This is a genomic window from Lacisediminihabitans sp. FW035 (assembly GCF_054880895.1).
Map to the genome: position 1 here is coordinate 3,284,251 of NZ_CM142187.1, position 16,703 is coordinate 3,300,953.

The window sequence follows — 16,703 nt, forward strand, 5'->3', positions numbered from 1 at the left end:
TAGGGCCATCTCTGCCCAATCGGGCGCGGGGGAGGCAATAACCTAGGCGGGTGACCTCTGCGCTATCGACCCACTGGGTGCTGACCCTCGTCTGCTCGGACCGGCCCGGCATCGTGCATGCCATCAGCGGGGCCATCGTCACCGCCGGCGGCAACATCACCGAGTCGCAGCAGTTCTCGAGTGCCGACACGGGAACCTTCTTCATCAGGCTGCAGGTCGAGTCCGCCGTGACCCGCGAGGCCTTCGAAGCGGCGATCCTGCCCGTCACCACCCACTACGACGCGACCTGGACCCTGGATGTCGTCGGCCGCCCGCTGCGCACACTCGTGCTGGTCTCCAAAGCCGCCCACTGCCTCGGCGACCTGCTGTTCCGCCAGCGCGCCGGTCAGCTTCCGGTGGAGCTGCCCCTTGTGCTGAGCAACCACCCGGACCTCGGCGGCCTCGCCGAGTTCTACGGCGTTCCCTTCGAGTCGCACCCGGTGACCTCCGAAGGGCAGAAGCTCGCCTTCGAGGACCGGATCCTCGATGCGGTCGAGCAGTTCGACATCGAGCTCGTGGTGCTCGCGCGGTACATGCAGATCCTCTCCCCGGCGCTCTGCGAGCGTCTTTCGGGACGCATCATCAACATCCACCATTCCTTCCTGCCGGGATTCAAGGGCGCGAATCCCTATCGCCAGGCACACGCGCGCGGCGTGAAGCTGATCGGTGCGACCGCGCACTTCGTGACGAGCGACCTCGACGAGGGGCCGATCATCGAGCAGAACGTCGTGCGGGTCGACCACTCGAGCACGCCGGCCGAGCTGATGGCGATCGGGCAGGACGAGGAGTCCCGCACCCTCACCCAGGCGGTCAAGTGGTTCGCCGAGAATCGCGTGCTTCGCGACGGCGCCCGCACCATCATCTTCAAGTAGCGCTGCCAGCCGGGGTGCCTAGGATCGGCAGATGAGCTCACTCGAACGACACACGGACTACGGATCGACCGGCCTCTCGGAATCGGACGTGCTGCGCGACCCGATGGCCCAGTTCGCGGCCTGGCTCACCGCCGCCGAGGAGGCGCAGATCTTCGAGCCGAACGCGATGGTGCTGAGCACCGTGGATGCCGACGGCACGCCGAGCAGCCGCACAGTGCTGCTCAAGGGGCTCGACGCCGGGGCCTTCGAGTTCGTGACGAACTACCGCTCGCACAAAGGGCGGGCGCTGTCCGCGCATCCGAACGTGTCGCTGCTCTTCCCCTGGTACGCACTGACCCGGCAGGTGATCGTGCGTGGGATCGCCCACCGCGCGGATGCCGCCACCTCCGACGCCTACTTCGCGTCCCGTCCCCATGGGTCCCGCCTCGCCGCCCTCGCGAGCGAGCAGTCGGAGCCGGTCGCCTCCCGCCAGGTGCTCGAAGACCGGATGCGGGAGCTCGAGTCGCGCTATCCGGAAGGTTCGGTAGTGCCGCGCCCGGAGCACTGGGGGGGATTCCGCGTGGTGCCGAGCTCGATCGAATTCTGGCAGGGACGCACCTCGCGACTTCACGATCGCCTGGTGTTCACGGCGGTCGACGGCGGCTGGTCCCTGGAGCGGCTGCAGCCCTAGCGGCCCGCGTCGAGGAGCGCCTGCACCTCGGCGGCGGTCGGTGCGGTCGCCGGCCCTCGGCGGGTGACGGCAAGCGCGGCGCAGGCGTTTGCCCGCAGTGCGGCGTCCCGCGGCGACTCCCCTGCGGCGAGACCGGCGAGGAACGCTCCCGTGTGAGCGTCGCCCGCCCCGTTGGTGTCGAGGGCCTCCACGGCGAAACCGGGCACCGACTCGAGGTCGTCGAGGGCGACGAGGCAGCCCTCCGGACCGAGACGGATGACGACAGCGCGCCAGGTCTCGCGGAGGGCGACGGCCGCCGCCCGGGCATCCGTCGTCCCGCTCAGGGCGAGAGCCTCTCGGAGGTTGCAGCTGAGCCAGTCCGCCCGGCCGGCGACGCTCGCAAGCACGGTCGCGGGGATATCGCCGCCGAGCGGACCCGGATCGAGCAACACCGTGTGCCCGGGCGGGATCGCCGAGACCCAAGGCGCGAGCACCGCGGCGTTCGTGACCTCGAGCAGGCCATAGCCCGAGACGTGAACTAGATCCGCAGCCCGAAGGTGGATGCCCGCGAGATCGCGTGCGCCGAGCGAGACCTCGGCCCCGAAGGCAGTCACGAAGGTGCGCTCCCCCTCGTCGTCGATCAGGGCGATGTCGAATCCGGTGTCGGACGCGGTCGACCGATCGAGCAGCACCGCGATCCCCTCCGCCTCGAGGGCCGATCGCACCCGGTCGCCGAAGGGCCCCGTTCCGTGGCCACCCGCGTAGGCGGCGGCCAGGCCCTGGCGTACCGCCGCGACGAGCGTGTTGAACGCGCCTCCCGGAGTGGTGCCGGTGTCACGCGCGACCACGTCACCCCCGCGCTCGGGCAGGGCGGGGATGCTCAGGGTCACGTCCACGATCACGTTGCCGACACTCACCAGGCGTGGCGGGCTCACCGCAGGGCCAACAGTCCGTCGGCGACAGCCTCGAGGTCGAGGTCGTTCACCGCGATGACGGTGTCCCGGGCGTCGTGCGGAAAGCCGGCCGTGCCGAAGACGGCCCCGCCCATCGCCCCGGCCATCGCCGCGACGGTGTCACTGTCGCCGCCAAGCGAGGCGGCAGCGCAGACGGCCCGCCAGGGGTCGTCGGGAAAGGTGGCGAGGATGCCGAAGGCGGCCGGCACCGACTCCTGGGTGAGAAGGCTCGTGCCGACGACCTCGTACAGGCGAGTGAGGGAGGCCCCGGGGTCGGAGGGGTCGGCCAGATCGAGAGCGAGACGGATGCGTGCCGCGACATCCGCCGCGGCTACCCAGTAGCCCCGAGTCGCACCGAGGCGTGCGGCCTCGATCGCGGCAGCGAAGGCCGACTCGAGCGGTGCGCCATCGATACCGGCGCTGATCGCGGCGGCGACAGCCGACGCTCCGGCGATCGCGACCCCGGTATTGTGCGAGACGATGCTGGTCGCGGCGACGAGATCCACCAGCGTGTCAACAGGCTGCCATCGGCGGGCGATGCCCACCGGTGTCACCCGCATGGCCGCACCGTTCGTCGTGCCGTACCGCCCCGCCGTCGCGAGCGGCTCGCCGTCGAGCACGGCCTGCACCGCCCGCTTGGTCGAGGGTCCGAGGAGGTCCTGCGAACCACGGGCCCGCATGTCGTCCTCCCACTCCACCAGTGCCCGGGCGAAGACGCCGGCATCCACCCGTCCGCTCCCCTCCTTCAGCAACCGGGCAAGCAGCAGCGCCTGTTCGGTGTCGTCGGTGATGTGCCCGGCGGGCAGCCCTCCGGCCAGCGGATGCCCGGCGTCCGCGGCCCGGAAACGATCAATGACGCCGTAGCGGCTCGCTATCTCCCCGCGGGACATCAGCTGGGTCGGCATGCCGAGGGCGTCGCCGATAGCGAGGCCGTACAGGGCGCCGACGGCGTGGTCGCGCGCGGTCACTCGTGGGCCGTGAACTGGAAATGCAGACTGAAATGGGCGGGATCGAGCAGGCTCTCCACGTGTTCGACGAGCTCGCCGACGGTGTTGCGGGTGACGCAGCGCGACCAGAGGAAGGCGGCGCCGGGCTCCCGCTCGAGCATGGCCGCCTCGGTCTGACCGATCATCCGCACCTCCACCCACTGTTCGCCAGTGGACGCGACGAGGTCGGCATCGAGCAGCATCCGGGTGAGGGAACCCGCCGCCTGGCCCGCCGCGACAGCGTCGGCCACCCGCGGGATCGACCGCACGCGGGAGCGCTCGTAAGAGATCACCGGGCCGTCCACGATCGAGCGAAGGCGGTCGATGGCGATGAAGTGCGTGCTCGGTTCGCCGAGGTCCGCCGCGAGCGCGGCATCCTCCACCTCTTCGGCTCGCACGACCCGCACCGTCGTGTCGAGCCCCTGCTCCTGCAGCGCACGCGCCCACCCGAGTCGCACGTTGAGGGGGCGGCCGTCGTAGGTGACGAACGAGCCCTTGCCCGAGCGGGTGCTGATGAGCCCGGCGCGCCCGAGTTGGGTGAGCGCGGCCCGCACGGTATTGCGGCTCACCGAGAACCTCTCGGCGAGGGTCGTCTCGCCCGGCAGCCGCAGCCCGTATCCGACTCTCCCATCGCGGATCTCGTCGGTGAGGATGCGGGCGATCTCCTCGTGCTTGAGGCCGGATACCCTCGGACCGCCGGGGGTCATGAGAGCACGGCATCCGCGGTCGTAATCTCGATCAGCGGCGCGTAGAGCGCCATCGCGTCCAGGGCGCGCTGGTGGTCCGCGGCGCTGAGCCCGGCGCAGGCATCCTCCACAACGCTCACCCGCACTCCGGCGTCTGCCGCCGCGAGCGCGGTCGAGAGCACGCAGCAGTCGGTCGAGACGCCGGCGAGCACCACCGCGGCATCCGGCCCGATGATCGTGGACAACTCGTCACCCCACTTACCGAAGGTCGTGCGGGAGATCACCGGGTGATCGGTGCCGGCGAACGCGGGCATCAGGTCGTAGAGCGGGTCGGTGTGGTGCACGAGCGCGAACGGCCACTGCTCGTAGTAGGGCACCCAGGCGCCGGTCGGATGCTCCGGCGCGATGAATCGCGTGAGCACGACCCGCTCGCCGAACTGCTCAACGAGACGCGCGACCGTCGGCTCGATAGCGGCGTAGCCGGGCGTGAACCACGCACTGGACGGGTCGCCGAACACCACCTGCATGTCGATTACGACGAGCCAGGGACTGCTCATCGCACGACGGTCTCGACGGGCTCCTCGATCGGAAGGGCTTCCTGGCGCCGGACGGCACCTCGACTGAAGACCAGCGTTCCGAGAAAGCCGACGAGGAGGGCGAGCAGCACCCCGAGATTGGCGTAAGACCAGTCTTTCGCGAGGCCGAGCGGGCCGAGGAAGTAGCCCTGCCAGTTGAGCCACGGCACATCGGCTGTGGCCACGACGAGTCCCCAGCCGAGACCGGTGCCGACGAGGATGAGGAGGATCGGCACCCAGCGCACGTCGCCGTAGCGCCCGGTGGTCGAGTAGAGCTCGGCCTCCGCGTAGTTCTTGCGGCGGAGGATCACGTCGGCGACCATCACGCCGCACCACGCGGCGACCGGCACTCCGAGGGTGATGAGGAAGCCCTGGAACGGACCGATGAAGTTCGTGGCGAAGAAGACCACCACGATCGCGCCGACGATCATCACCACGCCGTCGATGCCGGCAGCGGCGAAGCGCGGGATGCGGATGCCGGCGCTGAGAAGGGCCAGACCGGAGGAGTAGATGTCGAGAACCGCGCCCCCGACGAGGCCGAGCACCGCGACGAGCGCGAACGGGATCAAGAACCAGATCGGGAGGATCGACGTGAGCGCGCCGATCGGGTCGCCGCTGATGGCATCGCTCAGCTTGGAAGATGATCCGGCGAGCAGCAGCCCGAACACCACGAGCACGATGGGTGCGATGGCGGCTCCGAACGTGGTCCAGCCCACCACGGCAGAGCTGCGGGTGGATCGCGGAAGATAGCGGGAATAGTCGGCCGCAGCATTGACCCAGCCGAGACCGAAGCCGGTCATGACGAGCACGAGAGCGCCGACGACCGCCTGGGGCTGGCCGGCGGGAATGGCCGCGATCTTCGCGAAGTCGATGCTGGGCAGCGCGAGCACGATGTAGACGATCGTGAGAACTCCCGTGATCACGGTGATCCATACCTGCAGGCGCATGATGAAGTCGATGCCGACGATCCCGGCGACCACGATGAGCGCGGCGATCACAATCAGTGCGACGATCTTCGTCGCGGTCCCACCGTCGAAACCGAGCTCCGTGAACACCGTGGAGGTCGCGAGCACTGCGAGCGCTGTCAGCGCCGTCTCCCAGCCCACGGTGAGCACCCAGGAAAGCACGGCCGGAACCCGGTTTCCCCGCACACCGAATGCCGCGCGGCTGAGCACCATGGTCGGGGCCGAGCCCCTCTTGCCGGCGAGCGCCACGATGCCGCAGAGCAGGAACGAGACGATGATCCCGACCAGGCTGACGAAGGTCGCCTGCCAGAACGAGATACCGAAACCGAGGATGAACGATCCATAGCTGATACCGAAGACCGACACATTCGCACCGAACCACGGCCAGAACAGGCTGGACGCCTTGCCCTTGCGTTCGGATTCGTGGATCGTGTTGATGCCGTTGAGCTCGATGCCGCGGGCTTCTCGAGTGTCTCGCGGGGTGTCGGTAGTGCTCACAGGGGTTCTCCTCGGGTCGAAGCGGCATCACTGCTGCACCTGTTCAGACCTGTTCAGTCCGTGAGCACACGCTACTTGCGCCGGCGACGGGGTGTCAATGGGTGCCTCGCCGGGGTCGGCTTCGCCTGACTACGGGCGAATGGGGACCTCGTCGGGCTCGGCTTCGCCTGACTACGGGCGAATGGGAAACGGGCGGGCCGGCACGCAGACCCCTCGGGTCCGCGACGGCCCGGATCGGCGATGTGGCGATAGGGGGGTGGATCGCTACTGTGGGAAGGTGACGACGCCAGGGACTGTTGCGATCCGAATCGGACCGAACGACGTGCTGCGCCTGTTGCTCGAACTCTTCGCCCTGTTCTCACTGGGATTCTGGGGCTACCTCGCGTGGCCGTTCCCCTTACCCGGTGTGTTTTTCATGATCGGGACGCCCCTGTTCGCCGCCGTCGTGTGGGCCCTGTTCCGCTCGCCGAAGGCGGTGTTCCCCCTCGACGTCGTCGGCCGGAGCCTCGTCGAGATCTTCGTGATGGGCGCCGCCGTCGCGGTGTGGTTCATGCTCGGCTACCCCGTCGTGGGAGTGGTCTTCGGCATCGCCGCCGCCGTCAGCGGCGTCATCGCCGGCCGCGCCGAGATCGCCGCAGAAGCGGCGGACACCGGCACAGAAGTGACAGGCCAGGAGGCCACAGACCGATGACAACTCTCTTCCACAGCGCCCGCAAGCTGGATGCCGACGGCCAGGTCGACGACTTCTGGATGCTCGTGCGCGGCGACACGATCGAATCCGTCGGCTCCGGACGGCAGCACCCCGAGGCCGACGCGAAGGTGGACGTGGGTGGGCGCTGGTTCGTTCCCGGTTTCGTGGACCTGCACTCTCATGGCGGCGGCGGGCACTCCTTCGACAACGGCGGGGAGGAGATCTCGGCTGCCCTCGACGCGCACCGCGCCCACGGCACCACCCGCTCGGTGATCAGCCTCGTGGCCAACCCCGTCGCCCAGCTTCGCGAGAGTCTCGGCGTGATCGCCGAGCTCGCGGCATCCGATCCGCTCGTGTTGGGCTCCCACCTCGAGGGGCCGTTCCTCTCCTCGGATCGCCGCGGCGCCCACAACCCGCAGTTCCTGCTCGACCCGCTGCCCTGGGCAGTCGACGAGCTGCTCGGAGCGGCCCGGGGCACCCTTCGGCAGATCACGATCGCGCCGGAACGGGAGGGGGCGCTCGAAGCGATCGACGTGCTCGTGGAGGTGGGAGTGACGGTGGCCGTCGGCCATACCGACGCCGGCTATGACCTCACGCGTGAGGCATTCGACCGCGGTGCGCGTCTTCTCACTCACGTGTTCAACGCCATGCCGCCGATCCATCACCGCGCGCCCGGACCGATCATCGCCGCTTTCGAGGATGAGCGGGTGACCATCGAGCTGATCCTCGACGGCCTTCACGTGCATCCGGATGTCGCGGCACTCGTCTTCAGTTCGGCGCCCGGCCGAGTGGCCCTCATCACCGACGCGATGGCCGCCGCTGCCTCGAAAGACGGTGACTACCGCCTCGGGTCCCTCAACGTGACCGTGCGGGACGGCCTCGCCGTGCTGTCCGGCACCTCCACGATCGCCGGGTCGACCCTCACCCAGGATGCGGCGCTGCGCTGCGCGATCGAGTCGGCGGGCGTCTCACCCCGTGACGCCGTGGCCGCTCTCACCACGACACCGGCGAAAGCCCTCGGCTACGGCGACCGGTTCGGATACCTCGCGCCGGGCTTCGCCGCGGATGCGGTGCTGCTCGGCCACGACTGGCGGGTGACCGAGGTCTGGGCTGCGGGCGAGAAGCTCTAGCCCGGCCGCGGGCTCCCTCCGCCGCGTCATCCCCGTCCCGCCGGCTCCCTCCGCCGCGTCATCCCCCTCCCGTTTTTGCGACCACCTCCCTGTGAGAACACGGAGGGGGTGGTAAAAACGGGAGGTGGTAGGTGGGGGCGGAGGACCGCGGCGGTCCAGGGCGCTGGCTAGAGGCCCTCCCACTCGGGCTTGTTGGCCCAGGCGTACCGGTAGTAGTCGACATTGGCGAGGGCGGATGCCGCGGCCTCGTCGACGATCACCGTGACGTGCGGGTGCAGCTGGATCGCGGACCCCGGTGCGCTCGCGGTCACCGGCCCCTCGACGGCAGCCGCGATCGCCGCCGCCTTCCCCTCGCCGAAAGCGAGAAGCACCAGGTGACGCGCGCGTCGGATGGTGCCGAGCCCCTGGGTGATGCAGTTGACGGGAACATCGTCGACCGAGGCGAAAAACCGCGCGTTGTCACGCCTGGTCTGCTGTGTCAGTGTCTTGACACGGGTGAGTGACTCGAACGACGAGCCCGGTTCGTTGAAGCCGATGTGGCCGTCAGTGCCGATGCCGAGCACCTGGAGGTCCACTCCCCCGGCGGCGCGGATCGCGTGTTCGTAGTCTTCGCCCGCGGTCTCGATCGGCCCGAGATGACCGGGAACTGTGACGAGCGCCGCATCGAGGCCGAGTGGCTCCACCACCTCCCGGGTGATCACGGCCCGGTAGCTCTCCGGATGACCGTCGGGCAGGCCGACGTACTCGTCCAGTGCGAATCCGCGCACGCGCGACAGGTCCTCCCCGCGGCCCGCGAGGGCGCGCCAGACTCCGAGGGGCGTCGATCCCGTCGCGAGGCCGAGCACCGCATCCGATTTGGCCGCCACCAGGGCGAGGATGGCATCCGCTGCCAGCTTGCCTGCAGCCTCAGTGCCGTCGACGATCACGATCTCAGCCATCAGTCAGTGCCTTTCGTAAGCGGTTCGTTCTGGTAGACGGTGGCGCCGACGAACGCGGCACCGACCGCCGAGACCGGGGTTCCCGGCGGTACGAGGCGCACCCGTTCGGAGAGTCGCAGCGACGCGAGGAACGGAGACGAGTGCGACCAGCCGTCGAGCGCTTCCCGGATGCCGGCGAGGAGGGGATCGCCGAGGGAGCTGATGCCGCCGCCGATCACCACCGTCTGCACGTCGACGCTCAGCACGAGGATCCGCACGGCGGAGGCCACGTTGGCCAGAAACCGCTGGCGCACCTCGATCGCCAGCGCTTCGCCCGCCTCAGCCGCATCGAAGAGCGCGTGCACCGGCGATGCGGCCTCACTCGGCCACTGCCGTGACACTGCGGATCCGGAGGCCACCATTTCGAGACATCCGTGCTGACCGCACTGGCACAGCGGCCCGTCCGGGTCCACCGGGATGTGGCCGATCTCCCCCGCCGTCCCCCGTGCGCCCCGCCAGAGCCGGCCGTCGAGTACGAGGCCCGCGGCGAGGCCGGTACCGAGATTGAGGTAGGCCATGGATGCATCCGTCGGCAGGTCGAGGAGGTGGAAGGCCCCGAGCGCTGCGGCATTCACGTCGTTCTCGACCCGCACGGGCACTGAAAGCAACTCGGCGAGCAGCGCCCCGAGTTCGAGTTCGTCCACCCCGAGGTTGACGGCGTGTGAGACGCGTCCGGTGGTGCTGTCGACGGCTCCGGGCACACCGACACCCACGGACTCGAAGGCCTCGACCGGCACCCGCAGCGCGCTGGCGAGCGCGGCGACGACCGCGGCGGTCGTCTCGAGCACCGATGACTCGCCGAATCCGGTGGACACCCTCAGCTGGTACAGGATCGCGCCTGAATCGTCGATGGCCACGGCATCCGTCTTAGTGCCGCCGATGTCGACCCCCACCCTCACGAGCGCGCCTGCGATTCCAACCATTCGAGCAGGGCGAGTCCGACGTGGCGCGACGCGCCGAAGGTGGCGATATCGGCATAACGGCGATCGTCCCCCGGCCAACCCAGGTCCACTACGACTGTCGACGGATGCTCGCGGCGGGTGTCGTCGATGAGGCGCCGCACCCACGGGCGACGGTGGTTCGCCGTGCCGACGATCACCGGTTGGGTCCCCTCCGGCAGGTCGAGGGAGTCGCCCTCGCGCAGGACGAGCACCTGGGCGCCCGCCGCCGCGACACCCCACGGTGTGGCACCGACGGCGATGTTCGACCCGGTTTCCAGGACGACGATCGTTTGACGCGCGGCGACCTGCCTGCCGTCGGCATCGAAGCCGGTGGTGTCGAAAGCGGCGATCGTGCGATCCAGCGCGAAACTCGGGCCAGCCGTATATTCCGGTACGGGAATGCGAGCGCGATCCTCGGCCAACACCCCGGCGAGGCGCGCAACCCTCCCCTCCGCATCGGTGAGCCGGTCCGGTGCGAGCCGCCCCACCCGCACCGCCTCGTCGAGAGCCTCCTCGATGGCCGCGAGCTCATCATCCGAGTTGTCGGTGCCGATGCAGAGCAGGTCGCACCCGGCCGCAATCGCCCGCACCGCCGCCTCGGGGATGCCGATCTCGCCGCTCGCGCCGACCATGTCGAGCGCGTCGGTGACGATCACCCCGTCGAACCCGAGCTCCTCGCGGAGGACCCCGTGCAGCACCGCGGCGGAGAAGGTCGCGGGGAAGGTCGCATCGAGCTGCGGCACCATGATGTGCGACGTCATGATCGTGCGCACCCCGGCCGCGATCGCCGCGACGAAGGGCACCAGCTCTCGCTCACGCAGTTGCTCGAGCGAGCGGTCGATGACGGGCAGAGCGAGATGGGAGTCGAGAGCGGTGTCGCCGTGGCCGGGGAAGTGCTTGGCGCTCCCCCCGATGCCCGTCGACTGAAGGCCGCGCACCCACGCGGCGCTGTGGCGGGCGACGCGCCCCGGATCGATGCCGAAGCTGCGCACGCCGATCACCGGGTTGTCCGGGTTGGAGTTGATGTCGACATCCGGGGCGAAATCGAGGGTGCATCCGGCCCGCCGCAACTCCCACCCCACGGTGGCCGCGACGGACTCCGTGTACGACACGTCGTCGATTCGACCGAGGATCGCGTTGCCCGGATACGGCGACCCGAGCGCGGAATGCAGCCGGGTCACATCGCCACCCTCCTCGTCGATGGCGATCACGGCCCGGGGATTGGCCTCGCGGATCGCCTCCGTAAGTGCGCGCAACTGCTGGGGAGACGCGATGTTCTGCGCAAACAGGCAAACCCCGGCGAGGCCCGCGCGAAGGCGGGCCGCCAGCCACTCGGGCAGCGTGGTGCCCACGAAACCGGGCAGTAGCACGGCGGCCGGGTTGGGTGACAGCGGGGCGCCATCTCTGACTCCACTCATTACGACTCCCCTGCGACCGCTTCGGCTCGATGTTTGTTAGTAGAGCTTACTAACCCTGCGCGTCCGAGCGAAAGGTCAGGACACCCCGAGTCGAGCCGAGATCACCATCACCGCGGCACCGCGGAGCACGATGTCGTCGCCGAGGGTCGTGACCCGCAGGACGAGCCCAGCGGGTGCCTCTGCGCCCGACGAGACGGGGCCGGGCAGCTGGGCCATTGTGCGACTGCGGATGGTCTCGAGCGTCGAGTCGACGAGCGGTCCCGCGAGCAATCCCACGGGACCACTCAGTACGACCTCGCCGAGATCGAGCACCCCCACGATCGGGGCGAGGGCGATGCCCAGCCGGGCGCCGGCGGCGCGAAGGATGTCGTTGCGGGCGCCGCCCGGAGCGGCATCGGCGAGCTTCGACTCGAGTCGGGGCGCGGCGATCCAGGTCTCGAGGCAGCCGTGCTTGCCGCAACTGCACAGCTCGCCGCCGTCAGTGCCGACGACCACGTGGCCGATCTCCCCCGCGGCCGAGCGACTGCCGTAGACCGGGCTTCCGCCGAGCAGCAGCCCGGCTCCGACGCCACGCCCGATCCGCACGAGCAACAGGTCGGCCGTCGCATCGCCGAAACTGTGCTCCGCGAGCACCGCAGCATTCGCATCGTTCGCCACGACGACGGGCACGCCGAAGCGTTCGGCAAGGAGTTGCCGAAGGGGAAGATCCGTCCACTCGAGGTTCGGGGCACTCACCACAACGCCGGCGAGGGTCACGACTCCCGGCGAGCCGACCCCGATGCCGAGCAACGGCGCCGTGACGAGCGCGAGGAGGCGCTCCGTGAGGGTGATGGCCTGATCCAGCGCGGACGGGCCGGTGCTGCCCGCGAGCGGCAACTCAACCCGGCGGAGGATGGTGCCGCCGAGATCCAGCACTGCCCCCCGGAACACCGCGAAGTCGCTGAGGTCGATGCCGACGATCTGGAAGGAGCTCCGATCGATGTCGAGCAGGATCGCCGGTTTGCCCGGTCGCGCACCCTCGCGCTGGCCCGTCTCCACGAGCAATCCCTCGGCCATCAGTTCGGTGACGAGTTCGGACACGGTCACCCGGGTGAGGCCGGTGCTGCGCGCCACATCGGCGCGGCTCTGCTGACCTGCCGTGAACAGGGTCTGCAGCACGAGGGCTCGATTATGGCCGCGCGCGTGCTCCGGAAGCACCTTGGTTCTCGGGCGGAGCATCCGTCCGGTGGATGCGGCGCCGCCGAGGGAGAGGAACGACGGGCGACCGCGCGCGGCTCCCGCCGCGGGCGCGCCTGCTCCTGACTCCATCATGTTTGTTAGTAAAGCTTACGAAGGGCGACTCCGCCTAGGGGCATCCCGCGTCGGTCATGCGCGATGACGAGCGAAAGTGAGCGCTCCAACAGCCGCCACGGCCCGACATGGACCCAAATCTGATGTTGAACGCCCGATCGCCCCACAATCTGATGTTGAACGCCCGTGTCGCGGCGACGATCACCGGCAGAGGCCCCGGCCGGTGAAACCACCGGCCGGGGCCCCGACAGGCTAGAAGATCACCACGAACCGCTTGACGGGACTCGTGGATCCGGCCACCGTGTCACCGGCGGGCACGAACGTCGCGCGCACAGAGTAGATCCCGCTGCTCTTCTTCGGCAGAGGATAGGTGACCACTCCGGAGGACCCGGCAGCCACCGGCAGTTCGGTGAGAGATCGCCCGTTGAGGGTGATCACAACCTTGCCCGCCGGCAGAGTGGCAGCGCCGGAGGTGAGCTTCACCGTCGCAGTTGTCTGCTGCCAGGAGAAGAGCACCGAGCGGCTGAGCGACAGGCTCGTCGCCGACGCGAACTTGACCGTGACGGCGGCCGAGGTCGCCGTGCCCGGCGGGAGTTTGCCCTTCGTCGCGGTGACGATCACGGTGAGGGCCTTGCCCTGGTCAGAGGTTGCCACCCGGTAGTTCGCCCGGGTTGCCCCGGGGATGTCGACCCCGTTGGCCTGCCACCGATAGGCGAAGTGCAGCCCCGCGACATCCCAGGTTCCGGGTGTCGCGGTGAGGCGTTCACCGACCTCCGGGGTGCCGGTGATGGTCGGCGCCACAGTGTTGAGCGGAGTTCCGGGCTTCACATCGGCCTGTGTCACCACATTGACGACGGTGTAGGCACCGGTGTCACCGTAGTTGACCAGTCCGAGGTAGTTCGAGTAGGCCGCGAGGCCGGCCCACGCCGCCGTGTAGGTGGCCGGCACCCCCTGCTTGCCCGGCAACACCGGCGGAGTGAGCGAGAGCGGAGCTCCCCCGTTCACCACGGAGTAGGTGCGGAGGTCGAACGTGGTTGGTGCCGGTGCCGCGTAGACACTCACCTCGACAAGATAGTTCCCGGGGTCCGGTGCGAGCAGGTTCACCCGCTCGTCGGCCGATCCGGTCGCCGACTGGAATGCCGCGATCGGAGTGCCCGCGGCATCCAGCTGGTAGACGACGAGGTCGAGGTCGGCGGTGTTGTCCGTCGTGTCGAGATCGAAGCGGGCGTACTGGGCGCCCGCGGGCACCGCGACGGTGTAGTCGAAGGTGTCGCCGTCGGCGCTCGAACCGGAGTGGCCCGGCGCTGCACCCGCCGTGGGATCGGGCTGCAGCGTGCCTGCGGTGAGACCGGTCGTCGAGAGCGGAATGTCGCCATCCCCACCTGGCGTCACGGTGATGTCGACGGATCCGTAGGTGCCGGTGCCGCTCGCCGAGGCGGGAGCCACGATCGTAACGGGCTGCACCGCGATCGGGCTGCGCACGGTGGTCGAACCACTCGTCCAGGTGAGCGAACCCGTCGCGAAGGCGTCGAGCGGAGCCGTGGTGCGCGTGAACGTCACCGTGTAGCTCTTGGACTCCCCCGCCGCCGCAAAAGTGAGGGTGGACGGGGAGACGACAGTGTTGATACCGGCGACACTCGCCGCGGCGGTGAAGGTGCCCGCCTGTGTCGAGGTCACCGTGCGGGTCACAGTCTGGGAGCCGGTGAGCGACCCGATCGCGATGGAGGCGAGGTTGAGGTCGCTCGGGTCGATCGGTGCCACCCCGACGTCGTAGCCGACGCCCTGGATGTAGCCGTACCAGTCGTCGAGACCGTTGAGGTAGAGCAGCCCCGGAGCGAAGTACCGGGTCGGATCGACGTGACCCGCACCCTGGGTGAACGGATCGGTGACCGGCGCACCCGTTCCGTCCTTCGTGTTGTAGGCCGTCGTCATCATCGCCGACTTGATCTCCGCCGGCGAGGCGGTGGGATGCACCCCGAGGTAGAGCAGACCGAGACCGGAGATGTGCGGCGCGGCCATCGAGGTGCCGGAGAGGAACTGGAAGGTCGGATCCTCCCCCGCCGCGTTCGCGCCGTCCGCGATGATCGCGACGCCCGGAGCGGAGATATCGGGTTTGAGGATGTCGCTGCCGTCGGCAAGCACCGGGCCGCGCGACGAGAAGCCCGCGACGATCGGCGTCGGTGGAGTGTCACCCGCGGTGTTGTCCGGGGTGAAGGTCGCGGTCGCCCCGGCGGTCGCCGCGTAGGCCAGCACCTGGTTGTGGTACTGCGCATCGAGATGCACCGTCGGCACGCTGTGCGGGTCGAGGTCGAGGGATCCCGGCACCACGTTCACCAGGACCATTCCGATGCCGCCGGCGCGCTTCACCTCGGCGGACTTGTCCACCCGGGGGTTGATTCCGCGCTCGCACACCACGATCTTTCCGGCGGCCTTCGCCGGGTCGAGCGAATTCGCGAAGCAGAGATTCGGGCTGGTGCCTCCGGCGAGCGCGACACTCGTCGCGGTCACCAGCGGTCCGGTGAGCGGGGTCGCCCCGGGAGTACGGTCGACGGAGACGGATGCCCCGCCGAACTTGCTGCCGTCGCCGAGGGTGACGGTGGCTTCGTAGCTCGGAATCGTGCTCGCCGCCACCGTGGTGATCCACGGGGAGGCGTTGTCGAGAGTGGACGCACCGGGGCCGGAGTTGCCGGCCGAGGCGGAGACGAAGATCCCGGCGGCCGCCGCTCCGAGGAAGGCCTGGTCGGTGGGTGACACCGTGGTCTGCGCCGCTCCGCCGCCGATCGAGTAGTTGATCACGTCGACGCCGTCCGCGACGGCCTGATCGATGCCGGCGAGGAGGTCCGAAGTGGCACAGCCGTCGTCGGTCGTCACCGTCGGGTCGGGTCCGGACCAGCAGACTTTGTAGACCGCGATCTTGGCCGCGGGGGCGACGCCGGTGATGGTGCCGTAGCTCGTGCCGCTGACCGAGGCCGGAACCCGGGCGTTACCCGCCGCGGTGCTCGCCGTGTGCGATCCGTGGCCGTCCCCGTCTCGGGGTGACACATATTCGCCAGTCGAGGCGTTGCCGATCTTGCCCGCACCGAAGCCCGCGAGGTAGTACCGGGCGCTGATGATCTTGGTGGAGCAGTCGGCGGCCGTGAACTGCTCACCGGTCTGGCAGGCACCGGTGAAGGTGTTGCCGTCGGCCTTCGCGAAGGTCGTCGTCGTGCCGTTGAGGTACGGATCGGCGCCCGCTGTCGTGCCGAGCGGTGAACCCGCGAAGGAGGGGTTCTCCGGCGCGATGCCCGTGTCGAGGTCGCCAAGAACGATGCCCTTGCCCGCCTTGTCGAGGCCGCCGATCTTGTCCCAGACACCACCAGTGCCGTCGAGCCCGAGGAAGGAGGTCGACGGGGTCGCGGTGACGTGCTTGATCTCGTCGGGGGCGAGGGAGGCGACCTTCTTGTCGGAGGAGAGCGCGGCGAGCTGCTTCACCGAGAGCGTGGCGGAGAAGGCGTTGAGAGCCAGGGTGTAGGACTGGTCGATCTTCACGGCGGCCGCGCCCGCGACATCCTTCTGCTGCGTCTCGAGGTAGTCGGAGTAGGTCTGCACGGCCTTGGCACGCGCATTGAGCTGCTTGCCCGCATCGGGTTTCGTCGCAACATAGCCCTTGACGCCACCACGATAGGTCGCGACAGACGGGTCGGCAAGAGTCACGATGTAGCGCCCCGGCGTGAAGGTGGTCTGGTGCTGTCCGCCGATACCGGTGGGCGCGGCGCTCGCGCTGAGCGCGGTGCCGGCGATGAGAGAGGTGGCGACCAGGCCGACGATGGCGAGGCCTGACAGTGCTTTCCGAATGCTCACAGATAGGTCCTTTTCGTGGAAGGTGGATCTCTGCCGGGCAGTCGGGAACTGCGCGTGTGGGTCTCAACCTAAGGTTCTACCCCCTTCTCGGGGGTCGGTCGTTACCGTTCCGTTACAGGAATGTCCCCCGACCGTCCCTGGCGAGAGCGTTCGGGGGACACTTCGTCCGTGTCTCGAGCGCCTTGGTACAGTC

At 69.2% G+C, this 16,703-nt stretch carries 14 protein-coding genes; 4 read left to right on the forward strand and 10 right to left on the reverse strand.

The annotated features are described in order from the left end of the window. Window positions 1-50: 50 nt before the first annotated feature. Both purU and pdxH read left to right on the forward strand, forming a co-directional pair. A complete protein-coding gene (gene purU / locus ACVXZ4_RS15735; protein WP_461795746.1) occupies window positions 51-911 on the forward strand; it encodes a formyltetrahydrofolate deformylase in 861 nt (286 codons plus the stop codon). 31 nt (window positions 912-942) lie between these two features. Further along, entirely contained in the window at window positions 943-1,581 is a 639-nt protein-coding gene (pdxH, locus tag ACVXZ4_RS15740; RefSeq protein ID WP_461795747.1) for a pyridoxamine 5'-phosphate oxidase, read from the forward strand. Here pdxH and ACVXZ4_RS15745 read toward each other — a convergent pair. Genes ACVXZ4_RS15745 through ACVXZ4_RS15765 form a run of 5 tightly spaced genes read right to left on the reverse strand, consistent with a single transcriptional unit; the run spans window position 1,578 to window position 6,223 of the window. Beyond that, window positions 1,578-2,495 carry a PfkB family carbohydrate kinase gene (locus ACVXZ4_RS15745; RefSeq protein WP_461795748.1) on the reverse strand — a complete coding sequence of 306 codons (918 nt, stop codon included), beginning with the start codon at window positions 2,493-2,495 and terminating at the stop codon, window positions 1,578-1,580. The genes pdxH and ACVXZ4_RS15745 overlap by 4 nt on opposite strands. Then, window positions 2,492-3,481, reverse strand: a complete 990-nt coding sequence (locus ACVXZ4_RS15750; protein WP_461795749.1) for an ADP-ribosylglycohydrolase family protein — start codon at window positions 3,479-3,481, stop codon at window positions 2,492-2,494. Before ACVXZ4_RS15750 ends, ACVXZ4_RS15745 begins: the two co-directional genes overlap by 4 nt. Then, entirely contained in the window at window positions 3,478-4,206 is a 729-nt protein-coding gene (locus ACVXZ4_RS15755) for a GntR family transcriptional regulator (RefSeq protein ID WP_461795750.1), read from the reverse strand. Before ACVXZ4_RS15755 ends, ACVXZ4_RS15750 begins: the two co-directional genes overlap by 4 nt. Next, a complete protein-coding gene (locus ACVXZ4_RS15760; protein ID WP_461795751.1) occupies window positions 4,203-4,742 on the reverse strand; it encodes a cysteine hydrolase family protein in 540 nt (179 codons plus the stop codon). The genes ACVXZ4_RS15755 and ACVXZ4_RS15760 overlap by 4 nt, the downstream gene beginning before the upstream one ends. Next, the gene (locus tag ACVXZ4_RS15765; RefSeq protein ID WP_461795752.1) at window positions 4,739-6,223 is read right to left on the reverse strand and encodes a purine-cytosine permease family protein; all 1,485 of its coding nucleotides are present in this window, start codon (window positions 6,221-6,223) and stop codon (window positions 4,739-4,741) included. The genes ACVXZ4_RS15760 and ACVXZ4_RS15765 overlap by 4 nt, the downstream gene beginning before the upstream one ends. A gap of 277 nt (window positions 6,224-6,500) precedes the next feature. Here ACVXZ4_RS15765 and ACVXZ4_RS15770 point away from each other — a divergent pair, with 277 nt between their 5' ends. After that, the gene (locus tag ACVXZ4_RS15770) at window positions 6,501-6,914 is read left to right on the forward strand and encodes a YrdB family protein (protein WP_461795753.1); all 414 of its coding nucleotides are present in this window, start codon (window positions 6,501-6,503) and stop codon (window positions 6,912-6,914) included. Then, window positions 6,911-8,044, forward strand: a complete 1,134-nt coding sequence (gene nagA / locus ACVXZ4_RS15775; protein WP_461795754.1) for an N-acetylglucosamine-6-phosphate deacetylase — start codon at window positions 6,911-6,913, stop codon at window positions 8,042-8,044. The genes ACVXZ4_RS15770 and nagA overlap by 4 nt, the downstream gene beginning before the upstream one ends. A gap of 167 nt (window positions 8,045-8,211) precedes the next feature. Here nagA and ACVXZ4_RS15780 read toward each other — a convergent pair whose 3' ends face one another. From ACVXZ4_RS15780 to ACVXZ4_RS15800, 5 genes are all read right to left on the reverse strand, one after another. Beyond that, window positions 8,212-8,982, reverse strand: a complete 771-nt coding sequence (locus ACVXZ4_RS15780) for a glucosamine-6-phosphate deaminase (protein WP_461795755.1) — start codon at window positions 8,980-8,982, stop codon at window positions 8,212-8,214. Then, window positions 8,982-9,944 (reverse strand): ROK family protein, encoded by a 963-nt coding sequence (locus tag ACVXZ4_RS15785; protein WP_461795756.1) that lies wholly within the window; start codon window positions 9,942-9,944, stop codon window positions 8,982-8,984. Before ACVXZ4_RS15785 ends, ACVXZ4_RS15780 begins: the two co-directional genes overlap by 1 nt. Continuing rightward, window positions 9,917-11,380, reverse strand: a complete 1,464-nt coding sequence (gene nagZ, locus ACVXZ4_RS15790) for a beta-N-acetylhexosaminidase (protein WP_461795757.1) — start codon at window positions 11,378-11,380, stop codon at window positions 9,917-9,919. The genes ACVXZ4_RS15785 and nagZ overlap by 28 nt, the downstream gene beginning before the upstream one ends. A 75-nt stretch (window positions 11,381-11,455) precedes the next feature. Next, window positions 11,456-12,598: an ROK family transcriptional regulator gene (locus ACVXZ4_RS15795; protein WP_461798006.1), complete on the reverse strand. Its 1,143-nt coding sequence runs from the start codon at window positions 12,596-12,598 to the stop codon at window positions 11,456-11,458. Window positions 12,599-12,922: 324 nt separating this feature from the next. Continuing rightward, window positions 12,923-16,510, reverse strand: a complete 3,588-nt coding sequence (locus tag ACVXZ4_RS15800) for a S8 family serine peptidase (protein WP_461795758.1) — start codon at window positions 16,508-16,510, stop codon at window positions 12,923-12,925. Between the last annotated feature and the right edge of the window lie 193 nt (window positions 16,511-16,703).